The organism is Treponema berlinense (assembly GCF_052273165.1).
Lineage (GTDB): Bacteria > Spirochaetota > Spirochaetia > Treponematales > Treponemataceae > Treponema_D > Treponema_D berlinense_A.
This window is the reverse complement of sequence record NZ_DAVZIU010000002.1, coordinates 100,928-125,548: the sequence shown is the minus strand read 5'-3', so window position 1 is coordinate 125,548 and position 24,621 is coordinate 100,928. Positions and strand designations below refer to the sequence as shown.

General features: G+C 38.3%; 17 protein-coding genes and 1 tRNA gene. 4 read left to right on the top strand and 14 right to left on the bottom strand.

The genetic code is table 11. The annotated features are described in order from the left end of the window. Positions 1-107 precede the first annotated feature (107 nt). From ACT6XC_RS01735 to lnt, 12 genes are all read right to left on the bottom strand, one after another. Positions 108-968 (bottom strand): flagellin N-terminal helical domain-containing protein, encoded by an 861-nt coding sequence (locus ACT6XC_RS01735; protein WP_078929749.1) that lies wholly within the window; start codon positions 966-968, stop codon positions 108-110. A 385-nt stretch (positions 969-1,353) separates the two neighbouring features. Next, positions 1,354-1,986 carry an RdgB/HAM1 family non-canonical purine NTP pyrophosphatase gene (rdgB, locus tag ACT6XC_RS01730; RefSeq protein WP_443740590.1) on the bottom strand — a complete coding sequence of 211 codons (633 nt, stop codon included), beginning with the start codon at positions 1,984-1,986 and terminating at the stop codon, positions 1,354-1,356. Between the two features lie 48 nt (positions 1,987-2,034). After that, positions 2,035-2,967, bottom strand: coding sequence for a hypothetical protein (locus tag ACT6XC_RS01725; protein ID WP_443740589.1), 933 nt, complete (start codon positions 2,965-2,967; stop codon positions 2,035-2,037). A 297-nt stretch (positions 2,968-3,264) separates the two neighbouring features. Beyond that, positions 3,265-4,245 carry a DHH family phosphoesterase gene (locus ACT6XC_RS01720; RefSeq protein ID WP_443737178.1) on the bottom strand — a complete coding sequence of 327 codons (981 nt, stop codon included), beginning with the start codon at positions 4,243-4,245 and terminating at the stop codon, positions 3,265-3,267. A gap of 89 nt (positions 4,246-4,334) precedes the next feature. Then, positions 4,335-4,778: a hypothetical protein gene (locus ACT6XC_RS01715; RefSeq protein WP_443737177.1), complete on the bottom strand. Its 444-nt coding sequence runs from the start codon at positions 4,776-4,778 to the stop codon at positions 4,335-4,337. A gap of 20 nt (positions 4,779-4,798) precedes the next feature. Beyond that, entirely contained in the window at positions 4,799-5,749 is a 951-nt protein-coding gene (gene argF, locus ACT6XC_RS01710; RefSeq protein WP_443737176.1) for an ornithine carbamoyltransferase, read from the bottom strand. A 79-nt stretch (positions 5,750-5,828) separates the two neighbouring features. Next, positions 5,829-5,901: transfer RNA gene (locus tag ACT6XC_RS01705), tRNA-Met, on the bottom strand. Between the two features lie 126 nt (positions 5,902-6,027). Then, positions 6,028-6,753: an anaerobic ribonucleoside-triphosphate reductase activating protein gene (locus ACT6XC_RS01700; RefSeq protein ID WP_443737175.1), complete on the bottom strand. Its 726-nt coding sequence runs from the start codon at positions 6,751-6,753 to the stop codon at positions 6,028-6,030. Between the two features lie 45 nt (positions 6,754-6,798). Further along, the gene (nrdD, locus tag ACT6XC_RS01695) at positions 6,799-7,356 is read right to left on the bottom strand and encodes an anaerobic ribonucleoside-triphosphate reductase (RefSeq protein WP_443740588.1); all 558 of its coding nucleotides are present in this window, start codon (positions 7,354-7,356) and stop codon (positions 6,799-6,801) included. Positions 7,357-7,383: 27 nt separating this feature from the next. Next, a complete protein-coding gene (locus tag ACT6XC_RS01690; RefSeq protein ID WP_443737173.1) occupies positions 7,384-9,519 on the bottom strand; it encodes a ribonucleoside triphosphate reductase in 2,136 nt (711 codons plus the stop codon). Position 9,520: 1 nt separating this feature from the next. Continuing rightward, positions 9,521-10,024 (bottom strand): transcriptional regulator NrdR, encoded by a 504-nt coding sequence (gene nrdR / locus ACT6XC_RS01685; RefSeq protein ID WP_443737172.1) that lies wholly within the window; start codon positions 10,022-10,024, stop codon positions 9,521-9,523. Positions 10,025-10,071: 47 nt separating this feature from the next. Continuing rightward, positions 10,072-11,760: an apolipoprotein N-acyltransferase gene (gene lnt / locus ACT6XC_RS01680; protein ID WP_443740587.1), complete on the bottom strand. Its 1,689-nt coding sequence runs from the start codon at positions 11,758-11,760 to the stop codon at positions 10,072-10,074. Between the two features lie 113 nt (positions 11,761-11,873). Here lnt and ACT6XC_RS01675 point away from each other — a divergent pair, with 113 nt between their 5' ends. The 4 genes from ACT6XC_RS01675 to ACT6XC_RS01660 are packed head-to-tail and all read left to right on the top strand — an operon-like array spanning position 11,874 to position 16,673. Further along, positions 11,874-13,061, top strand: coding sequence for a galactokinase (locus ACT6XC_RS01675; protein WP_443740586.1), 1,188 nt, complete (start codon positions 11,874-11,876; stop codon positions 13,059-13,061). Further along, on the top strand, positions 13,054-13,833 hold the full coding sequence (gene surE / locus ACT6XC_RS01670; protein ID WP_443740585.1) for a 5'/3'-nucleotidase SurE: 780 nt from the start codon (positions 13,054-13,056) through the stop codon (positions 13,831-13,833). The genes ACT6XC_RS01675 and surE overlap by 8 nt, the downstream gene beginning before the upstream one ends. A gap of 46 nt (positions 13,834-13,879) precedes the next feature. Beyond that, complete coding sequence (locus ACT6XC_RS01665) at positions 13,880-14,566, top strand: tetratricopeptide repeat protein (protein WP_443740584.1); 687 nt, start codon at positions 13,880-13,882, stop codon at positions 14,564-14,566. Position 14,567: 1 nt separating this feature from the next. Then, a complete protein-coding gene (locus ACT6XC_RS01660) occupies positions 14,568-16,673 on the top strand; it encodes a hypothetical protein (RefSeq protein WP_443740583.1) in 2,106 nt (701 codons plus the stop codon). A gap of 4 nt (positions 16,674-16,677) precedes the next feature. On the opposite strand, the gene dinB is transcribed toward ACT6XC_RS01660, so the two are convergent. Together dinB and ACT6XC_RS01650 are read right to left on the bottom strand one after the other, a co-directional pair. Further along, complete coding sequence (gene dinB / locus ACT6XC_RS01655; RefSeq protein WP_443740582.1) at positions 16,678-22,593, bottom strand: DNA polymerase IV; 5,916 nt, start codon at positions 22,591-22,593, stop codon at positions 16,678-16,680. After that, complete coding sequence (locus ACT6XC_RS01650) at positions 22,590-24,569, bottom strand: hypothetical protein (protein WP_443740581.1); 1,980 nt, start codon at positions 24,567-24,569, stop codon at positions 22,590-22,592. Before ACT6XC_RS01650 ends, dinB begins: the two co-directional genes overlap by 4 nt. Between the last annotated feature and the right edge of the window lie 52 nt (positions 24,570-24,621).

The window sequence follows — 24,621 nt, the reverse complement described above, 5'->3', positions numbered from 1 at the left end:
TTTGTGGAAAAATAAAAAGAGTAGAGCAAAAACACCGCAAAATTTGCCAGAAATTCAAAAATGATTTTAAAATCATAAATGGATTTCTGACAAATTACTATACAGCACTATCTAAGCAAAGACAATACGTTCTGTGATTGTGAGTTTGCCTGAGCAAGCATTGCAGTTCCAGCCTGTGTGAGTACCTGGTTCTTGGTGAATTCAACCATCTGCGAAGCCATGTCTGTGTCACGGATGCGTGATTCAGAAGCTTGCATGTTTTCGGCTGAAATATCAAGTCCGCGAACTGCATATTCCATGCGGTTCTGGTAACCACCGAGATCGGCACGCTGCTTGTTAATCTTTTTAAGAGCTTCGTCGATAGTTCCGATTGCGCGGTTGGCCATATCAGGAGATGCCAAACTCATTGGAGTTTCAGTACCGATTTCGCGGATACCGAGAGCTTCCGATGTCATTGTTCCGATGAATACCTGCATACGCTGATCCATGTTTGCTCCAATATGGAACCACATAGAACCTGTAACAGTGTTTTCACCTGTAGACTGAGCAAAACGTCCTGTGAGCATGTTCATACCGTTGAACTGTGCTGTAGATGCAATGCGGTCTACTTCTGCAACGAGCTGAGAAACTTCAACCTGGATCTGCATGCGATCTTCGTCGCTGTAGATACCGTTTGATGACTGAACTGCGAGTTCGCGGATACGCTGCATGATGTCTGTTGTTTCCTGCAGATAACCTTCTGTAACCTGAATGAAACTGATACCATTCTGTGCGTTCTGAGAAGCCTGGTTCAATCCACGGATCTGGCTGCGCATTTTTTCAGATACTGCAAGTCCAGAAGCGTCATCACCAGCGCGATTGATTCTTTCGCCTGATGAAAGCTTTTCCATGTCTTTTTGAAGACCCTGGTTAGTTACTCCTAACTGTCTGTTTGAATACAGAGCTGACATGTTGTGGTTAATGACCATAATTTTTTCCTCCATGGAAAATTGTCAATCCAAAATCCTTTTTGGACTGTTTGTAAAAGGAAACTTCTGCATTTACAAGGCTACATCCATTTCCTTTTACATTGACTTGTTTGTACAGTTGTTTCATCGAAACATTACTGCCCATAACTTGTCTTTATTCTTATCGGCATTGGAAATAAATATCTTTAATAAAAATTTGAGTTTTTTTTGAACTTTTTTGAAAAAAAATAGTTGAGTGGGGAATTGAAATTTTTCGTGCATTCAGACTGCAAAATTTTCTGAAATAAAAGTGTCAGTTATACTGTATACACAAAAAACGGTCTGCCATTTTTTTGCGACAGACCGTACACTGTAGTGTAATTCAAAATGCAATAAAAAATGAATTTTAGCCTTGTTTATTCAGATTTTTTAAGATGTCCGAAATTGCCCGTGCCGCTTTTCCGCGGTGAGAAATCCTATTTTTTTCTTCGGCTGAAATTTCTGCGACAGTTTTTTTATATTGCGGAAGATAGACTATAGGATCGTAGCCAAATCCCCCGTTTCCTGCCTGTTTTTTTATGTCGTCAATGAGTTCACCTTCAAAGGTTTCCTGGGCGATAAAAAAGCGTTCACAGTTTATTAGCAAAACCATTGCACAGACGTAAAAACATCTTCGGTTTTTTGAACCTGTTGCGTTAAGCTGAAGAATAAGGTTTTCATTCTGCTCGTTTTGCGGCATTTTGTGACCGTCTGGATAGCCATGCATAAATTCTGGACCTGCATAGCGTGAAGTGTAGATTCCTGGTGCGTTTCCGAGACTTTCTACGCAGATTCCTGAATCGTCTGCAATTACAGGTTCATGGACAAGTTCGTAAAGGGCCCGCGCTTTTATGAGAGAATTTTCGTAAAAACTAGCACCTGTTTCTTCTGGATTAAAGTCTATTCCAACGTCTGCAGGAATTAAAATTTCGCAATCAGAGAGAATTTCCTGCATTTCTTTCTGTTTGTGCCGATTACCGGAAGCTAAAAATAATTTCATAAACTAAATATACTCCAAAAAAAAAGTGGTTACAACAAACATATTATTTCATTCATCGTCGTTTTTGCCGTTTTGTTCTTTGTAATTTTGGGCGTTTTCGATAAATGGCATAAAATTGAGTGTTTTTTGACGGTGGGTTAAAAAAAATGAAACGCGTCGTTCTTTTATTCCTGTAACCTTTGAAATTTCTGCAACTGTCGGAGAGACGACAAACCTGTGTTTTAGAAGGCTGTTGATATTTTTCCAGCTGTTGGTTTGGTTTTCGTATTTTTCCGAAACAGTGTTGTAATAAGATGAAGATGGATCGATTTTTGAAAGTTCAAAAAGACTTCTCTTATGAAAGAAAAATGCGCGGTTTCTCCGTTCAAGCATAAAATTTCTTTTTGATCTTTTACAGGCTGTCCTTAATTTTAGTTCTTCAATTTCTCGGCAAAAATGCTCATGGTTTATTTTTAAAAAATCCGATATGGTTTTGAGCATCGAAGGATCTATTTCGTTGCAGGCTTTGCAGGCGCAGATGTGAATAAATTCCTTAATAATTTCCTGCTTTTTTTTGCTCATGTTGTCCAGTGTTTTTGAAAAATTTCGCTTTGTCTGAAAAATATGATTTTTTTCGATGTAGTCTTCATTCATTTTTTCCTGCCTGTATTCGAAGTCAAAAATGGACTGATCTTGCAGACATTGTTCGCCAGCCTTTGCTTTTACCTGTTTTTTTAGCCAGTTTTTGTAAGTGTGCTTTATGCATGCTCTTAGAAAAATAGTAAAGTTGATGGAGTTGTTTGTGTAATTTTTTACGTATTGAATAAAGACTGAAGAGCCGAAAAGTAAAAATTCGCTCAGCTGGTCTTCTGTAAGCGTATAAAGTCCATATTTTTTTGGATTGTTAAAGATTTCTTCCCAGATGAAGTTTCTAGCCGTTTGTTCCGTAATTTTTTTTGTTTTTAATAACTGCGGAATCTGAGTGATTTGAATTTGCTGCATTTGCTGCCTCCTGTTTTAGAAACAGCAATTTTTATGCCAATTTTTTTTATGCTAAAAATGATGAAATTTTCGTGTTTTCTTGCAGATTCTTGCAAAATCATCCAAAAAACTTGCAAAAAAATTTATTTTCTTGCAAAAAATTGCAGTTTTCTTGCAAAGTCATGCAAAATTTTGCAAGAACTTGTAAGTTTTCTGCAAAATTTTGCAAATTCTTGCAAAATCTCTCAGCTTGCTTGCAAAATCATGCAAAAACTTGCAAAAACTTGCAGTTTTCTTGCGAAATCTTGCAGAAAAATTTTATAAAATTTTTGAAAATTCTTTTTTTATTTCAGGAATAAGGTTTTCCAGCTTTCCCTGAATGCTAAAACCTGCTGCATTTTTATGCCCGCCACCGCCAAAATGAGAGGCAATTGCACTTACGTCACAGTCGTCTCTTGAGCGAAGTCCTCCAGTGCAACTGAATTCCGTATCTTGTCGCAAGAAGGCAACAGCTTCGATTCCTGTCGTTGCAAGAAGAAGCGAATAAAGCGCGTCGCTGTCACGTCCTTCCTGACCGTATTTTTTGGTGTCTTCCAAAGTTTCGTATGTAATTGCAAGTTTATCGTTGCAAAATCTTTCTGTTCTGCCTAAAAGAACTCCGAGAAGTTTTCGTGTTGAATAAGGACGCCCGCCAGTTATCTGGTCGTAAACTTTTCTAGGATTTACGCCTGCCTGAACGAGCCTTGCTGTTTGTAAAAATACTTCTGTTGAATCTGAATTAAGGAATTTAAAATATCCTGTGTCCGTGCTTTGTCCCAGAAAAAGATAATTTGCAACTTCTGAATCTACAGGTCCGATTAGTTTTTCGTAAATCTGCTGAACAAGGCAGCAGGCGGCAGGAGAGGAGGAATCTATTATGCAGTTGTCAGATACATCGGCAGTGAGGTGATGGTCTACGATAAAAGTGTCTAGTCCTGTCAAATCTCCGTCAATATCTCCAAGTCTTTTTAATTCTGAGCAGTCAAGAATTATAAGTCCTGTTTCTTTTCGTTCCAGTTCTGTTAAAAATTGGGGCGTGTTTGTAAAAAATTGTGCTTTTGAAGCTATTTCGTTGCGTTTGAACGGACCTGCGCTTAAAAGCTGGTATTCAAGATTTAGCTTTTTTAGAATACAAGCCATTGCAAGGCAACTGTAAATGCAGTCCCCGTCTGGTTCTTTGTGTCCGATTACAAAAAAGAAATTGTGCGAATTTAAAAATGTTTTAAATGAATCGATTTGTTTTTCAGTTATGATTTTCATAAATTTTCCTGTCAAAAAAAAGAGCCATCGCAGAAAAGACGGCTCTTTTTTTGAGATTCTAAAAAAAATGTGAATCTTTAGAGATGTTTTTAATAAACTATGTCGAATGTATCTTTGTCAGCATTTACCTGAACGTTGCTGTCCGCAACTCCCCAGGCAGAATCTGCACGGCTTATCGGCATTGTAAGAATTACCTGTTCAAATTCTCCCTTGCGATAGAGAACTGTCATATAAGGAGACATTCCTGTAGAAAGCTTGCGGAATGCGAGTTTTCTTGGTGAAGATTTGTACCATTTTTTTGGAACTACAACATTGCCAACTTCGCGATGCCCTTTTGCATACATTACGATGTAAGCATCTTTTTGGTCGAGGACTTTGTAAACTGTTACATTTTTGTAACTCATTTCAGATTCATGAAATTCTTTTTTGTAAGAAGGTTCTTTTTTGTCTGCGCTTTCTTGTGCAGTTGCGCTAAAAATGAATCCAGCAGAAAGAACTGCAGAAATAAGTCCAACAATGAGAGTTTTTTTCATCTTGAATCTCCTGGTTATGGCTAGATAAGTGCCAGCATGATTGCCTTAATCGTATGCTTGCGGTTTTCTGCTTCGTCCCAGACTTTGCTTGAGGAACTTTCGAAAACCTCTTCGGTAACTTCCTGACCTAAGACTGCTGGAAGACAGTGCATGAAAATTGTATTTTTTTTGCCTGTTGCAGTCATAAGCTCTTTGTTTACCTGATACGGTTTAAGCAAACGGGTTCTTTCTTCTTTGAGCGCTTCTTCACCCATCGAAACCCATACGTCAGTATAAAGGCAATCTGCTCCTTTTACAACTGAAATATCATCTGAAATTTCAATTTTTGCTCCGCTTTCTTTTGCAAACGGTGCGCATAAATCTTGAATGTCTTTTGGGGGGAAGAGTTCTTTAGGAGCGAATATTGCAAAGTCGATTCCCAGTTTTGCAGAAATAATCATAAGTGAGCGGGCTACGTTATTGCGTCCGTCTCCGCAGAAAACCCATTTCAAGCCCTTTAGTTTTCCAAAATTTTCCTGAAGTGTAAGAATATCGGCAAGTGCTTGCGTAGGATGAAATTCGTCTGTAAGTCCATTTATTACTGGAATTCCTGAAAATTCTGCGAGTTGCTGTACATGTTCCTGCTTAAATCCACGGAATTCGATTGCGCTGAACATTCTTCCGAGAACTCTTGCTGTGTCTTTTACGCTTTCTTTTCCGCCAAGTTGAATGTCCTGTGTTGACATGAATACTGGGTGGCCGCCTTCTTCACCAAATGCAGTTTCAAAAGACGAACGTGTACGTGTAGAGCGTTTTTCAAAGATAAGGGCTATTGTTTTTCCTAAAAATCTCTGGTGAATTTCTTTATTGTGCGCTTGCTTTTTTGCGAGGATTGCGTAGTCGAGAAACTGTAAAATTTCTTCTGGAGAATAGTCTGCCCAGGTTAAGAGTGAACGTCCTTTAAAAGGCGAGTCAAATTTTTCTGCTTCCATTTTTTTATCATGCCTCCTTTAAGACATTATAGCTGAAAATAACAAGGGCTAGTCAATTTGACTAGCCCTTGAAAAAAAGTAGGGGCAATAGGACTTGAACCTATGACATACGGAATATGAGTCCGGTGTTCTACCAGCTGGACTATGCCCCCAAGTGATTGTTCAAATATATCAAAGCCTAAAAAAAAGGTCAAGTCCTAAAATGAAAAAAAATATAAAAATTTTGAAAAAAATCAAAAATAATTGTTTTTTCAGTAAAAAAAATTATTTTTATAAAACTATCTCAGACAGGAATTTGGAATAAATGTCTTTGCGTAGTTTATAAGTTCTGAGATTTGAGATTCGCTATAAGATGGAAGTGCATTATAGAGAGGTTCAAGGCAGTTTCCAGCGGAAAAACGTGCAAACTGCCATGAGGCGTCTTTTGGAAGAATGGCGGCGATATTTTCTATATCTTCTTTTTGTACGAGTGTCGGAACTAAAACCGTTCGAAATTCTCGGCTACTGGAAGGATATTCTTTTAATATTTTTATCGATTTTTTTAAGGCCTGTTCATAATCTGTTTTATCGGAAATGTTAGAAGAATTTAAAAGCCTGCGATATTTTTGTGGGCTTGTTTTTATGTCCATTGCGATAAAATCCGGTCGTGTCTGTGGGGCTTCTGTAATTTGCTGTAAAAGTTCTGGCAGTGTGCCGTTTGTGTCCAGCTTGACTTTGTAGTTTAATTTTTTTGCAAAAAGAATGAGTTCCTTTGTGTGATGATTTAAAAGCGCTTCTCCTCCGGAAATTGCTAATCCGTCGAGGACGTTTTTGCGTTTTTCAAGGTGGTTTTTAATTTCGTCTAAGGTAAAAAGCCCTGTATCATCTTGAGTTTTTGTTACTAGTTGAGCATTGTAGCAGTACGGACATCGCAGGTTGCAGTGCTTTAGAAAAACTGCGACGCACACGGTTCCTGGAAAATCAACGAGAGAAGTTTTTACGAGTGCACCGATTTTTTCATTCATATAATCTGTTCAATTCATTTTGTTGTCAGCAATAAAATTGTTGTGTTAGACTGCCTGTGCCAGATTCATTTCTGGAATTGATGTTTTTATGTCTTCTACGTTGTGTGCCCGTGCGATTTCAGTTCCGTTTTTGTCATAGAAAATTACTGTTGGAGCGGAAAATACGCCTTTTGCGGCTGCTATTCTCAGTCCTTCGTCTGTGTCAACATCGATTAACTTTCCTCTAAGGTTAAGTTCTTCCATGAAAGCTTTTACTGGAGGACAATTTGGACAGGTTTTTCTCATAAAAAACTCATAGTCTGCCGGTGCTGACAATTCTTTCATGCCTGTATTTTCGTTTTCTGAACTGAGAGTTTCGTTAAAAAGCGTAGCCTGAAGTTCTTGCTGACAATCTGGCTGGTCTGAAAAAGTTTCGTCTACTGTAAAAAGTTTGCGATGATTGTACTCGTCGCGCTTTCCTTTGTTCCAGTTTTTTACGGCACGGTAATATCCTACGATTCTTGCATAGACTTCAGTTTCTGTTCCGTGCACGTTTTTGAGTTCTTCTTTTAAAGATTCAATCTGCGCGTCGAGTTCTTCGATTGTTTTTGTCTGTTCTGTCATTTTTATCTTCTCCCATTTATGTTTATGCTAATTTTTTTTGTTTAAAAGTGAATTTCGTTCAGTTTCAAGCTCTGCAAGTTTTTTTCTTAATTCTGCTTCTTTTTCTGCCTTGCATTTTGGACATTCAAAATGTTCTCCAGCAATGTAGCCGTGCACTGGACAAATTGAATATGTCGGGCTGATTGTAAAATACGGAATTCTGTAATTTGTAAAGACTTTTTTTACAAGATCACGGCAGGCGCGCCAGTCTTTTATCTGTTCTCCCAAGAACATATGGAAAACTGTTCCGCCTGTGTATTTTGTCTGCAATTTTTCCTGCTGGTCGAGGGCTTCAAAAACATCCGAAGTGTAATCGACTGGAAGCTGAGAACTGTTGGTGTAGTAAGGCTCGTCTTTTCCGCTTGTGATTATGCCTGGATAGTTTGTCTTGTCATGCCGTGCCAGACGGTAAGATGTGCTTTCGGCAGGAGTTGCCTCGAGGTTGAAGAGCTCGCCGGTTTTTTCCTGATAATCCTGCATTTTTGAGCGCATGTGGTCGAGCACTTCGCAGGCAAACTGACAACCTTTTTTGTCGGTTATATTTACGCCCAGAAAGTTCAGACAGCATTCGTTCATGCCACAGAGACCGATTGTGTTAAAGTGGTTGTCCAGTGTTTTTAGGTAGCGCTTTGTGTATGGAAAAAGTCCATTATCCAGAAGCTTTTGAATTACCTTTCGCTTTATGCAGAGACTTTGCTTTGCCAAATCCATAAGGTAGTCAAGCCGAGCATAAAATTCTTCCTCTGTTTTTGCAAGATAGCCGATTTGTGGAAGGTTGATTGTGACAACTCCGAGGGAACCGGTAAATTCGTCTGATCCGAAAAGTCCGCCACCTCGTTTTCTTAATTCGCGTTTATCGAGTCTGAGTCGGCAGCACATTGAACGGACATCGTTGGGATTTAAATCCGAATTGATGAAATTCTGGAAGTAAGGTGTTCCGTATGCGCTTGTTATTTCAAACAGAAGTTTTGCATTTTCGCTGTCCCAGCTGAAATCTTTTGTAATATTGTACGTTGGAATCGGATAGGCAAATCCTCGCCCGACCGCATCGCCTTCCAAAAGAAGTTCAAGAAATGCCTTGTTTATCATGTCCATTTCTTTTTGACAGTCGCCATATTTAAAATTTTGTTCTTTTCCACCTACGATTGCTTTTTTATTCTTTAAGTCGTCTGGGCAGATCCAATCGAGCGTTATGTTTGTAAACGGTGCCTGGGAACCCCATCGGCTTGGCGTGTTTACTCCGAATATGTAACTTTGAATACTCTGCTTTACGCTTTTGTAGTCAAGATTATCTGCTTTTACAAAAGGAGCAAGATATGTATCGAAGGATGAAAGTGCCTGAGCGCCAGCCCATTCGTTTTGCATTATTCCCAAAAAATTGACAATCTGGTTTACCAAAGTTGAAAGGTGAGAGGCTGGCTTTGAGGTAATTTTATCTGGAACTCCACCCAGTCCTTCCTGAATAAGTTGTCTTAAAGACCATCCGGCGCAATAACCAGAAAACATCGACAAGTCGTGAATATGAAAAGCGCAGTTTTTGTGCGCTTCTGCAATTTCTGGAGTGTAAATGTTCTTTAACCAGTAGTTTGCCGTTACTGTTCCAGAGTTGTGAAGGATAAGACCGCCAAGTGAAAAATTCACGTTTGCGTTTTCTTTTACGCGCCAATCGGACTGTGCAAGATAACCGTCCATTGTTGCGTTTATGTCGAGCATTAAAGATTTTGAATCGCGGATGGCTTCGTGTTTTGCACGGTAAAGGATGTATGCTTTTGCAACTTCAACTTCCTTTGCTTCTATCAGTACGTTTTCAACAATATCTTGAATTTCTTCGATTGCAGGAATTGAATGTGCGCGACGACCAGCCAAAAGAACTCTCAGTTTTTCTTCAACCTTGTCTGTAATTTCTTTTGCCTTTTCTGTGTCTGGAATTTTTGAAACAGCTTCAATTGCCCGGTTTACAGCTGATTCTATCTTTGATCGGTCGTATTTTTCTATTGAGCCGTTGCGTTTTACAACCTGCCTTAAAAATCCTTTCGTTTCTTCATCTCTGGATGAGCCTAAAAAACTTCTCCATTGCGGAAAAATTGACAAGTCGTCGCTGTTTGTTTTTTTGAAAGATTCCACCTTATTCTCCCTCTGCTGTTGTTTCTGGTTTGTTTTTCTTTTTACGGTTTTTCTTGGAAAGGTTGTTTACTTCTGTGACAAATTCCTCGAGATTTTCAAAGTGCTTATATACGGAAGCAAAACGGATATATGCAACCTTATCTATGTCGTACAGACGTTCAAGGACGAATTCTCCCAACTCAGCCGTTGAAATTTCTCGGTTTGCCTTTCCTGCGATTATTGCACGGTCTTCAATGTCATTTATGATGTTTTCTATCATACTTGTCGCAACTGGGCGTTTTTCGAGGGCACGGTCGATTCCTTTCTCGAGTTTTGTTCTGTCAAAAGGCTGTCGGCGTCCGTCTCTTTTTATTACCATAAATGGTTTTTCTTCGATTCTTTCGTAACTTGTAAATCTGTATCCGCAACTTACACATTCACGGCGACGGCGGAGCGATTCTCCGTTTGCCATCGTGCGTGATTCAATGACTTTATCGTCTAGGCTTCCGCAGTAAGGACAGCGCATAAAAAATTATCCCCTCTAGCAATAGTGTTATTTTTATAACTAATTCATCATAAAACACTAAATCTAGACTGGCAATAGAATTTTTTTGATTTTGCGCAAAAAAATAAAAAAGTGGCAATCAGAAATATGAGAACATGTGGAAGCCAGTCCCCGAACTGAGAAGCGATTGTAACCTGCCGTTCGTAAACTGGAATTGAGATGCTTAAGTGCGCAGGTTCAAAAAGTGGAAGCGAAGAAATGACTTTTCCAGACGGAGAAATTACTGTTGTAACTCCAGAATTTGTGCATCGGGCGAGGGTTGTTCTGAATTCGATTGCCCTGTAGGCTGCTACTGCAAGATGCTGGTATTCTGCTGACTGTGTTTTTGACCAGGAATCGTTTGTGATATTCATAAAAAGTTCAGTTCCAGCAGAAAAAAGTCCGCGGAAAACGTGTCCAAAAGCGTCGTCAAAGCATATTGGAGCGGAAACGATAACTGTAGTTTTTTCAAGCTGTTTTTTTTCGAGGGAAATTATTTCCGTATCAAGATTTTGTTTTGGTGAAGAAACAGGTATTTCAAAAACTGTGTTTTTTGTTCCAGCTGTCCAACCGTATGAAAAGCCTGCAATTTTTTTTATGAAATTTCGGACAGGTTCGTATTCAACAAATGGAATTGCTTCTGCAAATGGAACGAGATGAAGTTTTGAATATGCGCCTGCAAGTTCACCGTTTTTGTTAAAAAGAAGAGCTGCATTTGAGAATTTGTGATTTTCTCTGTCAAGAATCATCGCTCCGCCGATTATAAATGGAACTTTTTTTTCTTTTATGTATTTTATAAGAGGTTTTTCTTCTGGGTGTGTCAGATAATATCCGTATGAATCTGGCCATTTTCTGTTTAGAACTCCTTCGCTCCAGACAACTAAATCCGTTTTTTTATGGTTTGAAGAAAACTCTTTGATTCCTTCATCTGTAAGAAACTGAGAAACCGTAATTGCATCTTTTTCGTTTGAGCGGTAAGTGTCCATATCCTGCTGAACCATTACCGTATTGATATGTTTGACCGGGAGTCTTGGTTTATTGTATTGGTAAAGTCCGTATATTGCTGTAATCCCGAAGAGAATAAAAAATGTTTTTGCCGCAAGATTGTACGAAAAAACGCAACTTTTAAGGTTGAGGATATTTTTATGTTCGTTTACAAGAAGAATTCCCTGCGCAACGACCGAAGAAAAGAGCGCAAAAATAAAAGTTACGCCGTATTGACCTGTAATGTCTGCGATTTGCATAAAAAACGGCCACGAAAGTGATGTCATGGAAAGAGTTCCCCAGGGATATGCCAAAAAACCTGTTGATTTGCACCATTCGTAAACGACGTAAACTCCTGTAAACCAGAAAATCTTAATCAGAATAAAAATTCCTGGCAAAACCCTGTTTTTTTGGGAAAAAGGAAAGAATAAAAACCAGCCGATTATTCCTTCGATAAAAGCAGTTCCCAAAAGGCTTGCTCCGAGGGTAAAAAACGCCATTCCCTGAAAATTTTTGAGCCAGAAACTTGAAAATAAATGGACAAGACCTCCGTGCAAAAACGAAAGCCAGAATGCTTCTTTGTAACTTTTTGAACGTGAAATTGCTATATATAGAGGAACGAGTGCAAAAAGCGCGAAAGGCGGACACCCGATTTTAAATAATTCATTTGGAATTGCAAGCGAAAGCAGTACGCTGGAAAAAAAAGATAAAAAAACTTGTAAAAAACAGAACATTATAATATCATTTTATAAATATTAGTTTTTTTTAGCAAGGTTTTGAAAATATCCAAGCATATTTAAAAATGTAAATAAAAAGTTAAGCGTTGCACCAAAAGTAGAGAGGCACTATGGAACAGGCAGATTTTACCAGAAATGAGCACTTGCAGGAATATCAGGTAAAACCAGCTGTTATTGCTGTTGCAAACGGTCGATTTCATTTGATTGGCGAACATACCTGGTTTGCAAAGGATAAAACGCTGTCTATGGCAGTTGACCTGCCTGTTTTTGTCGCTGTTTCTAAACGACAGGACGTTTCGCTCAGATTTTATTTTTCCCAATTAAGAGACAGAAAACGCGGAACTTTAACCTCATTGAAATTCAGAAAAGAAGACCGCTGGGCCAATGCCCTTAAAGCGATTGTTTACGGTTTTATTTCAGGAGGTTTTGACCTTTCTGGCATAGATTTTACGGTTTATTCCCAGGTTTTGCCTTCTGCTGGATGTGGAATTACGACTGCAATAAAAGTTGCAACTGCATATGCAATCAGAAAACTTTTTAATCTTCAGTGCTCGGATTCCCAGCTTTTGCAGGTAATTGAGCGTGGAAACAAGATTTTCCTTAATCTTGAAAATTACATGGCGGATTATTTTTCTGCGATTTATTCAAAAGAAAATTCACTCGTTCTTACGGATTACTCAACAGGTTCTTGGGATTTGCTTCCGTTCAACTTTGAAGACAAGGTGATCCTCCTTACTGATACAAAGGTTCCAAGAGTGGAAATTTGGAATGAGGAAACTATTCAACAGCCGGAAAATGTACTTCTTCTCGGCGAATTAAAGGAACGAAAGTCAAATGTTTACGGAGGATGGATTTATGAAGAAAATCCTTCTGAAGTAAATGATGTCCTTTCTGTAGTGTCGGAAGATACTCGAAGACGTTTACAGTGCATTATGCGTGAACACAGATACATTCTCGAAGCCCAGAAGTCTCTTCTTGCAGGAGAATTCGGCGGTTTTGCAAGGGCTGTTAATCACAGTTATAAAAATATGCGCGAAGACTATGAGCTTTCTTGTCCGGAAATTGACTGGATTTTAAAAAGGCTACAGGAGATAAATCCAAATGCGCAGGATTCAAGAAATCCGGTTTCGTGCGGAAGAATTACAGGCAAAGGTTTTGGACGTATGACTTACACGATTATGAACCGTTCAGACGAGCAGACATTTAGAAAAACTCTTGCCGAATATGAGCGGATTTTTGGATTCAGGGCGTCCTGCTACGAAGTCCGGCCTGCTGGCGGGGTACAGGTAATTGAATAATTCAAAAAAACTGAATTTATTGCTCACAAACGACGATGGAATTTCTGCTCCGGGGCTTCAGATTCTTGCAGAGGCTTTAAAAAAAGTTGCAAATGTTTATGTTCTGGCTCCAGCTTCTAACAGGTCTGCTGTTTCTTCTCATATCGTAATGTACGAGTCTCTGACTTTTAAGAGGTTTGCGGAAAACGAATGGTCTTGCTCAGGTTATCCTGCTGACTGTGTAATTTCAGCCTTGCGTTCAAATCTTTTTAACAATGTTGAATTTGATGCTGTTTTGTCAGGAATAAACAAGGGACCGAACATGGGAACCGACTGCATTTATTCAGGAACGGTTGCAGCGGCAAGACAGGCGGTTTTGTACGGTTTGCCAGGAATTGCCGTAAGCCTTAAGGCGGAAAGCGGAGAATATGCTCAGGACGGTTATGAATATGACGCATTGGCGGAATTTGTAAAAAACAACCTTGAAAGATTGATTTCGCTTTATGAGCCTAACTGTATGGTGAGCGTGAATGCAAAATCTCAGGAAAAATACAATTCAGCTTTTTTGACTTCCTTGTGTACAAGAGATTATAAAGATAAAATAGAATTTGAAGAAATCGAAGAAGGTTTGCTAAAAAGTACTCTTTTAAGCGGAGCTTTGACGACAACAGGACCTGAACTATTGAACGAATACGAAGCGGTAGAGTCGGGAAACATTGCAATAACGAGAATTTGTGCCGAACCTGTTGATTTTGAATCAGCTTTGGATCGTAAGGTTGATTTTGTTTTTTAACCGGAAAATATTGTAATTCGGTTTAATGGGTGCGGGAGGTTGATTTATGGCAGAAAAAAGTTCATCGCCTCTTTTTGAGGGAATTTCGCTTTATAAAAAAGGCGATTATACATCTGCTCTTACATTTTTCATTTCTCTTCCTGAAAATTCTGGAATTGATAATATTGAACTTGCATATTACATTGGTCTTTGCTATGCAAAACTTGAAAGATATGACGATGCTCTTTTGTATCTTGAACAGGTTATAACTTCAGAAACTCAGAGTCCGCGCGTTTTGCAGTGCCGCTATCTTTTGGCAGTGATTTATGTGCTGATTGGAAAAAAACGTCTTGCAGATTTTGAATTGAATAAACTTCTCGAAACTGGTTATAAGCCAGCGGACGTTTACGCTTCTCTTGCCTATGTTGCATGGCAGCAGAATGAATTTGAAAAATGCCTCGATTATTACAAAAAATCGCTTGAAATAGATCCTGAAAACGTTACATCTCTTAACGGAATGGGCTATGTTCTTGCCTGCATGGAAAAAGATCTTGCAAAGGCTCTGTCGTATTGCAAAAAAGCGCTCGACAAAGAGCCTCAGTCTGCTGCCTGCCTTGATTCTGTTGGCTGGATTTATTACAAACTTGGCTTAAAAAAAGATGCCGCAAAATACCTTCTTCAGGCTTATGCCCTTCGTCCGGAAAATGCGGAAATCATCGAACATTTAAAAATAGCCCAGGTGGAAGTGAACTGAAATGAAAAATAAAATACTAAAAACCCTGACACTGCTGCCATTTTTTTTTGCAGGTTTTAATTCATTTTCTCAGAATTATGTCTTTACGAGCGAGGAGGCTCGTGTAAAAAATTCAACTGGCGCACGTTCTGCTCAGACAGGGTTTGCCGAAGAGGAATTTAGAAAAGGCGTTCAGGCTTATTACCGCGGAAGTTACAATGACGCAATTTTGGAATTTGAAAAAGCGCTTTCTTATCTTCCGTCAGAAAATATAATTCTCGAATGGCTTGGAAAAGCTTACTATCGTGCAGGTCTTGAAGGAACAGCACTTGAACAGTGGCAGACAGCAAGCGATAATAATTACGGCGGGCTTTTGCTAAAAAACAAAATAGAAATTGTCCGCGAAAGAAGAATTTCAAACAACAGTTACAATGCCCCTGTAAAATATACGGAAAGCGGAAGTTATTCAGGAAATTCTTCGGACGGAGAAAAATTGGTCTTTAGCCAGCCAGTTTCGATTCTTGCAAATCCTGACGGTTCTATGTGGATTGTTTCTTACGGTTCAAACGAACTTTTAAGAATGGACATCAACGGTTTTGTATTTGAACGCTCGAACGGTTCTTTTGAAGGTTTTGACAGACCGATGGACATAATTCGTCTTAATGACGGAAATCTTCTTATAAGCGAATTCGCTGGAGACAGGCTGAGTCTTTTTTCATCAAGCGGAAGGTTTTTAAAGCATTTTGGTAATAAAGGCCTTGGAACTGGAAATTTTGTCGGTCCTCAGTATCTTGCAACTGACGAAATTGGAAATATTTACGTGTCTGATTTTGGAAATGCGCGAATTGATGTTTTTGACAGGGATGGAAACGGACTTTTCTTTTTTGGACAGAAACCTGAAAAATCTTCTGGTTTTGACGGTTTAAAAGCTCCGTCTGGAGTTGCCGTTTCTGGAAATGAAGTTTTTGTTGCCGATGCTGTAACTGGAGCTGTTTATCGTTTTGATACGGCTGGAAATTATCTGGGACTTTTGTGTCTTGAAAAAACTTTTGTTCACCCAGAATCGATGAAAAAATGGGGAAATTATCTTGTCGTTTGTGACGGAAATAAAATTTATTCGGTTGATACTGAAACTGGAACGGTTTTTGAAAATGTTCGCACGGGCAATGCTCCTTCTTATTTGACATGCGCAGTTCCTGACGTAAACGGAAATCTTCTCGCAACGGATTACCGTACAAACGAAATTTATGTAATGTCTAAGATGTCTGAACTTGTCGGCGGACTTTTTGTTCAGATTGAAAAGGTTGACGCTTCTAAATTTCCAGAAGTAAAGGTTGAAGTAAAGGTTGAAAACCGCCACAGACAGGCAGTTGTCGGTCTCAAAGAGCAAAATTTTGTAATTACAGAAAAAAAAGGCGCGGTTCAGAATTATGTTTTTGAAGGCGCCTCTTATGTGAACGATTTTGCGGATATTACGCTTGTAATTGACCGCAGTTTTGAAGCTGCTCAGTATTCGAGGGAAATAGAAACCGCTGTCCGCGAAATTGCTTCTTCAATGAATGAACACGCAAATAAAGGAATACTTAGAATTGTAACTTCCGGGGCTGTTCCTGTACTTGAATATGAAGGTTCTCCAGAAAAAGCCTTGAATTTTAGCCTTCAGTCGATGAAAAATCCTCCGTCAAAAAAATGTACTGTCGATTTGGCAATCAGGCTTGCTGCGAACGGTTTAATTTCTGGCGAAAAAAAGAGAGCGGTTGTTTTAATCGGAGCTGGAAAATTAAGCGAAGCTTCCTTTAATAAATATGGACTTACGGATTTGACCGCGTATTTAAACAACAATTCAATTATTCTTTCTTCAGTACTTGTTGCAAATACCAGCGTGGCTCCTGAACTTGCATATATTTGCGAGCATACAGCAGGAAATGAATATTATGTTTACCGGACGGAAGGTTTAAAAAATGTCGTAAAAGACGTGATTGATACTCCGTGTGGAATTTACGTTTTGTCGTTTACTTCATCGCAATCGACCCAGTTTGGCGAAAAATATCTTCCTGTCGAAGTTGAGGCGTATTTGATGAACCGTTCTGGTCGTGATGACAGCGGATATTTTGCTCCGCTTCAATAAAAATTTAGAATTTTATAGTCGCTCCGATTTGGGCACTTGCCGAAAGACTTGCATTTTTGTTCCAATAGCAGCTGTAACTTAAGCCGAGCGAACTGTTTATGCAGACGAATTTATTCAGTTGAATGTCCAAAGCGTGAAGATATTCAAAAAAATTATGCTCGGAGACCTTTGTTCCTGTTGTTGTAGAAGAGCTTGCTCTCGAAAAAACAACATTCAGACTGTCAGAACGGTTTATTTTTGTTTGATTTTGTGTTTTTTGTGCGGAAAAAAGTTCAAACCGCTTAAAAAAATAAACGAAAAATTTTTCAATCAAAGAAGATTCTCCAGGCCTTTTCCAGACAAGAGTAGACTTTGCAGAAAGATTGTTTTTGTCTTCAAAAGAAAACTCAAATCCAGCCTTTAAGGTTTCGTCTTTTTTTATGTAAAAAATATCCTGCTGGTAAAACGAAATTAGCACTACAGAAGATGAAAAATTCTGGCCAGGAGTTTTTAAGGTAAGCGAAAAAGACGTAAGGTATTCATCCTGTTCAAAAAGGTCTGTAAGGTGAATCGCACTGTTTTTTCCAAAAACATTCAACGCACTAAAACCCAGAATTCCTTTTAGTTGGCATACGTCGGTTATCGAAGAAGAAGTTTTTATGTCGCGCTCAAAAGAAAGCGAAGCGTTTTGTGGTAAAAAAAAGTCTGTTGAATTTCCAAAGAAATTTCTTTTCCAACTGGCAGAATAAAGAGAAGTATAGTAGATGTTTTCGGTCGAGTATTCATCCAGCATCGGATCTTTTAAAACTTTATTTTTTATTGAACTGCTGAAAATGTCGTAAAACGGAATCGTCTTAAAATACCAGATTTTTTTGTTCAACGTGGAGGCAAGCTGTTCAAAATCGTCCGAATAATTTTCGTTTTTGTCCGTTTTTTGTGTTCCGCCAGTGGATTTTTTCCAACTGAAAGAAAAATTATTCTTTTTTATTGAAAAAGGAACGGAAAAAGTCTGGCTTGTCTTGTCTGAATAAGTTATATATGCCGAATTTTTGTAACTTTCTTCGGAATAAAAATTATATTCGGGAGAAAAGTTATTTTTTTCCAGGTTGAATTTTAAATTTGCCTTTGCAAAAACATTTCTTTTTGTAGCTTCTTGTTTTCCTTGGCTAAATTCTAGAGAAGTGATTTTATTCCAGGAATCAAAATAATTTTTTGTGTCGTAATATTTTGTTTCTCTAGAATTTGTGGAAATTATTTTTTGTTTTGCGCCCGACTGCATTTCAAAAACAAAAGGCCGGGTTTTTAAGTGAATTTTTGCAGAAATATTCTGGTTTTGTGCCCAAATGTCTGAATCTGCAGAAGCGTCTGCTGAAAAAACAAATGGAAAATTGAGCGACGAAAAATTTGCTAAAATCGAATTGGATTTTTTGAGGCTTTCATCATCGTGGTTAAAGGAATAATTTTCTTCAATACTTAAAATTTTAAAAAAAGGTTTTGTGTTTTTGACTGTGTGCGAAGCCGAAGAAAGCGGCATTACCGAATCCACCGAGCGTCCTGCGTCAATCGAAAAATAAATTTCCGAAAAAGTAAAACTTGTTTTTGCGCTTCCAGAAAAATAATTTTTGTTTTCTGAATCGCCACTGTTTATCTGAGAACTGGTTTTTCCGTCAGCTTGAAAACCTGCGTCTTTGAGAATTGCATAATCTTTTATTTTTATGATTTCTCCGTTTTTTTGCCAGGAAGTTTTTACAATATCTTGAAGAAGAAAATAAGGCGAAGTGTCCGTAAGCATAAAACTGTCGAAGGCAAGTTCTGTCTGCGAAACTGAATGAAATTCGGCGCAGAATCTGGTTGGAACGACAGAAACGTCGATTTTTTCAACCGAGCCGTAATTTGATTTTTTTTCGGAAAGATTTATTTTTATGTCGGAAAATTTTTGTATCTGCGAAAGTTTTGCAAGGTCTTCTGCGTTCAGTGTTATTTTTACAGCGGTTTTAAAACTTCCGTCGCTTTGAGGTCGGTCAAATGTTAAAATCAAAAAAGTTTCGTCGTTACAAATTAAATTTTTTGAAGAGAATTTTGTATTCAACCTTAAAAACTTGTAGCCTTCGAGGTTGATTTCGCCAAAATATCTTGTAATCGTAAAAATTTCTTCTGAAGAATTGTTGAACTCAAAAAAAGTCATGTAGTTTGAGCTTCCAGCTTTTTCACGTGTTGTAAAAACTTCATAATCTGAACCGTTTTCGGTGCTTAAAAAAAATCCCGATTCCTTTGCTTCGTAAGGTCCAGCAAAAATTCTTCCAGCTTTTTTTGACTTTGAAGTGAGAATGAGCCTTCCTCCGCAGTCTGTCGCAAGAAGAGATTTTTCTTCGTCCAAAATTTTTACTGTAATAGTCTGCCATTCGCCTTTTTTTGCTTTATTGAACGCAATTTTAACGTCTGAGTCGCATTGTCCTTCTGAACTTCCGATTTTCCAGGTGGGAATTTGATTTTTGTCTTCAAAACTCAGTTTTTCGTCGGTATTTACACCGAGCTGAAGGTAAAGTTCAAAATCCGAAAGGTTAAAAAAACTGGAATTTTCATCGATTTTTAAGGCAAGTGAAAATTCGCTGCATGAAGGCAAAATTCCAGAAAGTGCTGGAAATTTAAGCGAGGTTCCTGCCCAAAAAGGTGAGTCTTCTGCCGCATTTTCGGAAAAATTAGAAAAATCCCATTCAAAACTTGCCGAATAACCTGTAATCGAAGAATCAGATTGTCCGTTTTTTGCTTCAATTGAACCGTTTTTAGAGCCTTTTAGTTCAATGTTCCGTTCACTTTCGCCTGGCCGCGAGTTTAAAACCGGCAGAATGTCGTCTGGAATGCTGACGGTGGCGTCTTTTGCAAGATAAAAGGTTTCTGTTTTTTCTTCGTCCATTCCCGAAATCAGGCATTTTCCAGTCGTGTTTGAGCTTTCAAGACTTACGGCTCCTGTGTTCTTGAATTTAAAATTTTCGGTCGAATATTCAAGTCCTGTTGCAAAAACTGCATGTCCTGGAGAAGAAGTTGTTAAGGTCGTGTAATTTTTTTCGTTGTCTGTGTTTGGAAGAGTCCAGCTTCCTGCAAAAGCGAAATCTCCGCTAATATTTTTTGTGAACTGTTTTTTTATTCCGCCTGCCGCCGTAATTGCCCCAGAAGACGAATCTGAACTGTCTTCGTACCATTGAGCCGTGATTTTGTCGGAAGCCGAAACAGAAGTTGAGAGCGTTATGCAGCCGGATTCCTTGTCGTAAGCTGCACCAGCATCCTGAATTCCGTTTTTATAAACAAGGACTGTTCCGCCTCTTGCATTCGTGCCGATCTCAAAACGGTTTATTGGCGTAAAACTTCGTACGCAGACTTTTAAATCTGAAGAAGGCTTTAGTCCAAGATAAATTTCTTCAGCCTCCGAACAAAAAGGAAATCTGTATTCTGAAGAAAGTGAAGAATAGGAATTTTTAAAAAAAACGTCAGCATAAATGTGCGATGAATTAAAAAAATCTGTCAGAACGTCCGAAAAATCGTTTTCGCCTAGAGTAACAAAAAAATTTTCATTTTGAACTGAGGTTGTGCCAGAACAAACTGCTGCTTCTCCGGAAGATAAAAGTCCTGCGTCGTAACGGTAGCAGACAGCGTATGGTGAAAATTTCTTTGGATATTGAATATAAAATACCTCGTTTCCGTCAATTTTTCCAGTTTTTGGAAGCGAATAGTTTTTTAAGTTTTTTGAAAAATTTCCTTGGACTTCACCCAAAAATCCGCTTCCATTTTTTTCTCCTGATTCTCCATAAGTTCCAAGTTCGGAAAGTGCAACTAAAGCCGGGTAGGAAGAGTCGTATTCAATTGCAATAGCTGGCAAAGTTCCAGAAATTTTATATGCTTTTGCTTCTTTTGAAAGAAAAATTGAATAATTTGACGCGCTTAATAGAAATTGAGATGAATTTAATTTTTTGAACGTCCGGCCGTTTTCGTCCTTGTAATTTCCGTCTGAATTTTCTACAAAAACTGATTTTACGGCAAGAACGGCTTGTCTTGAAGGAAGTACGAATTGAAAGCCAGTTTCGTAGTCAGAAAGTTCTATTTTTTGCTCAGAAACGCTGTTTTTTCCGTACCAGGTTTTAGATTTTGATTCGAGGGAATCGTACCTCAAAATTGCATCTGCGCTTAAAGTTGGTGTCTCAAAATGGGCAGAAATTCCTGGAGCAAGGTTTTCGCCACCACCAGGACTACGGTTTAAATCGTCGATTGAATAGCCAGATTCAAAAATAATTCCGCGGTTTGAAATCCTTGCGTTTTTTAAAATTCCGTCTCCGTAGTATCCTGCCGCAACCGTGTTTTTGTCAAAATGGTCTGCAAAATCGGCTTCAAAGTACCAGTGTTTTTCAAGCAAAAAAAACAGGCTAAGGTTGACTTCTGATAAAACAACTGGAGCAATGAGCGAAAGCGCCGGCGTTGAGCCGAATCCAAAACTTGAAGAAAATCCTCCGTTTACGAGGGATTTCCAGTAGCCTTCGGCAAAAAAATCGATATTTTTGTCAAAAATTGAATAGTTAAAGAGGCTTTTTTTTTCTTTAAGCGGAATTTCGTCAGATTCTTCTGTTTGAGGCGGAAGCAAAGTCGAATTAAAAACAATTGAACCTGCTCCGTCCGCATTTCTTTCGGTCTGAGTAGAAGTTAATGGCGAAGAGAATATTTTTTGTGTGGAAAATATAAAAAAAACTGACGGAATGACAAAAAAAACAATGCTTTTTAACGAATCTTTTCCTAAAAGCCTTGCCTTTGTAATTTTTATTCCAGGTATTTTTTTTTCTGCTTTTAAAACCGCTTCTTCAACCTTCCGTTTCTTTTCTTCATCAAAATTAAAAAGCTCCGCCTGATGTGGATTTGAGGCGCTTTCTGTGTTTTGCAGGGCGAGTCCCAAAAGCCTTATTCCTTTTGAAGTGTCCGCTTTTTTGCCGAATAGTTTTTTTGCACGTTCAAAAAGGTCGTCAATGCTGCTGATTTCTCTGGTCGAAGTTTCCTGGATTGTTGTCGTTGTAAAATTTTCGTAGCGGATTTTCAGGCCGATTGTCCAACTTCTTAAATTTTCTTTTCGCATCCGCCATATTACCGTGTAACTTAATTCGAGAAGAGCAGTTTCGATTGCCTCTTTTGAGGTCAGGTCAAAAGGATAAGTGTTTTCTGCGCTGATTGTGTGGGTTTTTGGAGTTTGATTGAATGTTTCTTTTTCCTGGCCGCGGACTGCATCGTATAAAAAAGTTCCTGTCACCTGTCCAAAAAGAGCTGCAAGAAGATTTTTTGGTTTTGAATGAAGGTCTTTTGTCGTGTTTATTCCGTTTTTGTTTAGCAGGGCGAGAGTTTTTTCTCCGATTCCCCAGATTTTTTTTAGCGAAAGCGAAAGCATAAAGTTTTCTTCGTTTCCTTCTTTTACTTCAAAAAATCCATCCGGTTTTTTTATTTCTGAGGCGAGTTTTGCAAGGTATTTTGTCGGCGCAAGTCCGATTGAAACCGTAAGTCCTGTTTCTCTTTTTACATCGTCCTTTATTTTTTTTGCAGTTTCGTTTGGAGGACCGAAAAGTTTTTCTGTTCCTGTAAGGTCGATAAAGGCTTCATCGATTGAAATCTGCTGCACGTCTGGAGAATATCGCGAAAAAATTTCCATAATTTTTCCAGACATCTCAAGATAGCGCTTCATTCTCGGATGAACAAAAATCCCGTTTGGACACAGCCTTGACGCTATTGCGGTTGGCATTGCCGAATGAACTCCGTATTTTCTGGCTTCGTATGAGGCTGTCGAAACAACAGCCCTGCGGTCTTCCGGTTTTCCACCGACAATTACAGGAAGATTTTTCCATTCCGGATGGTCAAGAATTTCAACTGAGGCAAAAAATGCGTCTAAATCTGCATGGATGAAAAAATTTTTCACTTTGCCTTATCCCCGGAAACAAAAATAGAGACGGTTTCTTTTTCAAATTCATTTTGATTTTCTGTTGCGTAAAAAGAAGTTATCGTGACGATTTTTGAAGTGTTTTTTTCCGTTGAAAACTCAATTTCAAAATTCTGCGGCGGAAAGTCGGGAATATTGAAATCCGCAGTTTTTGAATTATTTAAAACCAGATAACTGTAATTTGAATCTAAAACCGGCGTATTTTTCTCGCTCGAAATGTTTACAGAACATCGGACTGCCTGTTTTTTTGATTTTATTTTTAATCTGCTTGAGCGGAGCATTGAAGAATCGTCGTTAAAAATTTTACAAAAAAGATTTTTTTTCGTTGAATCTTCGAGAATTTGAGGTTTTTCAAAGTCGTGCTTTTTGTTGTAGACAAATTCTGTCGTCAAAAAAGCAAAAAGCGTTATGACGGCGACAATTATTGCGGCCGAAATAAAAGTAAATCCTGCGATTTTTTTTAGGCTGAGAGATTTGTCTTTGTTGAGAACGCGAAGACGTACAAGAATTTTTAGCCAGACAATTTGGAACGGAAAAAGAATAAGGCTGAGCATGATATTTACCTGTTTTCCGCTCGAAATTAAAATTTTTATGTCAGGAGCGTTTACGTTTGCAAAATAAACTGCAACATAAGACAAAAAAGGCAGGAGCATAAGAGAGAACGTAATTATAAGTGAAAGCAATTTTGAAGAATTCCGCGTAAAGTAAATTATAAAATATTCAAGGGCAAATACCCAAAAAACCGTTATGTCCGCCATGCTGAAAAGAAAAATATTTGCCGCAGAAACCAAAATAATCATAAAACCGTAGATGAACGATGTGACAGGAAGCTTTAAATGCACCTGAAACAGAAAAAATACGGAAATTACGATTACGGAAATAAAGAGTTTTGCTGCAAATTGAATTACGGGATTCGCCTGAGCGATAAAAGCCAGATTTTTGCAGCAAAATTGTCCGGCATAAAGCGAAAAAACGCTTGCGCACAGCATTGCTGGAATAAAAAGCCAATATCTTGAAAAATCTTTTTTTGACTGAAGCCGATTTTTTCCAGTAAAAGTAAAGCAGACTAAAAAAAGAATTACAAGGATTCCGAAAATCTCGACAGAAAGTATATTTTTAAATTCATTTATCCAGAAAGTGTGGTTTGCCAGAGTGATAAAAGAATAATGAACATCATTTTTTTCGTTTTGAGAAGGAATATGATTTTGAATAAAGTTTTCAAGCGCAGAAATCTGTTCAACCTTAGAAAATTGCAGTTTTATGCAAGGAACTCCTTCTTTAAAAAAAGCCGCCATCTGTTCATCGCCAAAAAGAAGCCCAGCCCTGTAAATTGAAAGAAGTTTTTGCGGAACAGAAAAAGGAATGTTTTTGCTTAAAAAAGAATCTACAGTTTCCTTTGCAAGCCACATTGGAGTTGAGCTTTTTCCGCCAGTTGTAAAAATTTCCGCCTTTGCTTTTGTATTTTTTGAAAAGTTGATCAAGACAGCAAAATATTCTGAACCGTCGTCTAAATTTCCTGCAAAGTTTTCAGTTCCCTGTAAAAAAAACTTATATTCTGGAAAAAGATTATTTCTGTCATCAAGGGCTGTAAAAACGAATTCAACTGGAAATGCCCTTTTTATTTTTTTTGTTTTTTCGACAAGCGATAAAATTTCTTCCAGATATTCAAAAAAATCTTCCTGAGAGACAAGAATCAGCATTGTTTTTGCCGAAACCGCTGGCAACGAAGGTTCAAGGCGAACGTTTATATTGAACGCAAAAATGTCGTTTCCTGTCGGGGCAAGCTCAATCCTTTGAAAAGAAAAATCGGATTTTTCAAGCAGTTGTTCTGTGTAAAGCGAAAGTTCCGCTCCTTTCAGAAGTTTTTTTTCGGCACTTTGCGCCTGCGGATAAAAAACAATGTAATTCAATAGCAGTAAAGAAATTAAAAACTTCCGCAGAACATTAAAACTCATTCTAACAGAATATAATTTGAAGGTTTACAATGCAAGCCCCTTGCAGTATAAT

Coding starts and splice junctions, on each gene's coding strand:
- rdgB (WP_443740590.1), bottom strand. CDS start 1,986: ATGAAATTATTTTTAGCTTCCGGTAATCGGCACAAACAGAAAGAAATG.
- ACT6XC_RS01720 (WP_443737178.1), bottom strand. CDS start 4,245: ATGAAAATCATAACTGAAAAACAAATCGATTCATTTAAAACATTTTTA.
- ACT6XC_RS01735 (WP_078929749.1), bottom strand. CDS start 968: ATGGTCATTAACCACAACATGTCAGCTCTGTATTCAAACAGACAGTTA.
- ACT6XC_RS01725 (WP_443740589.1), bottom strand. CDS start 2,967: ATGCAGCAAATTCAAATCACTCAGATTCCGCAGTTATTAAAAACAAAA.
- ACT6XC_RS01665 (WP_443740584.1), top strand. CDS start 13,880: ATGGCAGAAAAAAGTTCATCGCCTCTTTTTGAGGGAATTTCGCTTTAT.
- lnt (WP_443740587.1), bottom strand. CDS start 11,760: ATGTTCTGTTTTTTACAAGTTTTTTTATCTTTTTTTTCCAGCGTACTG.
- ACT6XC_RS01650 (WP_443740581.1), bottom strand. CDS start 24,569: ATGAGTTTTAATGTTCTGCGGAAGTTTTTAATTTCTTTACTGCTATTG.
- ACT6XC_RS01700 (WP_443737175.1), bottom strand. CDS start 6,753: ATGAATGAAAAAATCGGTGCACTCGTAAAAACTTCTCTCGTTGATTTT.
- nrdR (WP_443737172.1), bottom strand. CDS start 10,024: ATGCGCTGTCCTTACTGCGGAAGCCTAGACGATAAAGTCATTGAATCA.
- nrdD (WP_443740588.1), bottom strand. CDS start 7,356: ATGACAGAACAGACAAAAACAATCGAAGAACTCGACGCGCAGATTGAA.
- ACT6XC_RS01715 (WP_443737177.1), bottom strand. CDS start 4,778: ATGAAAAAAACTCTCATTGTTGGACTTATTTCTGCAGTTCTTTCTGCT.
- ACT6XC_RS01675 (WP_443740586.1), top strand. CDS start 11,874: ATGGAACAGGCAGATTTTACCAGAAATGAGCACTTGCAGGAATATCAG.
- ACT6XC_RS01660 (WP_443740583.1), top strand. CDS start 14,568: ATGAAAAATAAAATACTAAAAACCCTGACACTGCTGCCATTTTTTTTT.
- argF (WP_443737176.1), bottom strand. CDS start 5,749: ATGGAAGCAGAAAAATTTGACTCGCCTTTTAAAGGACGTTCACTCTTA.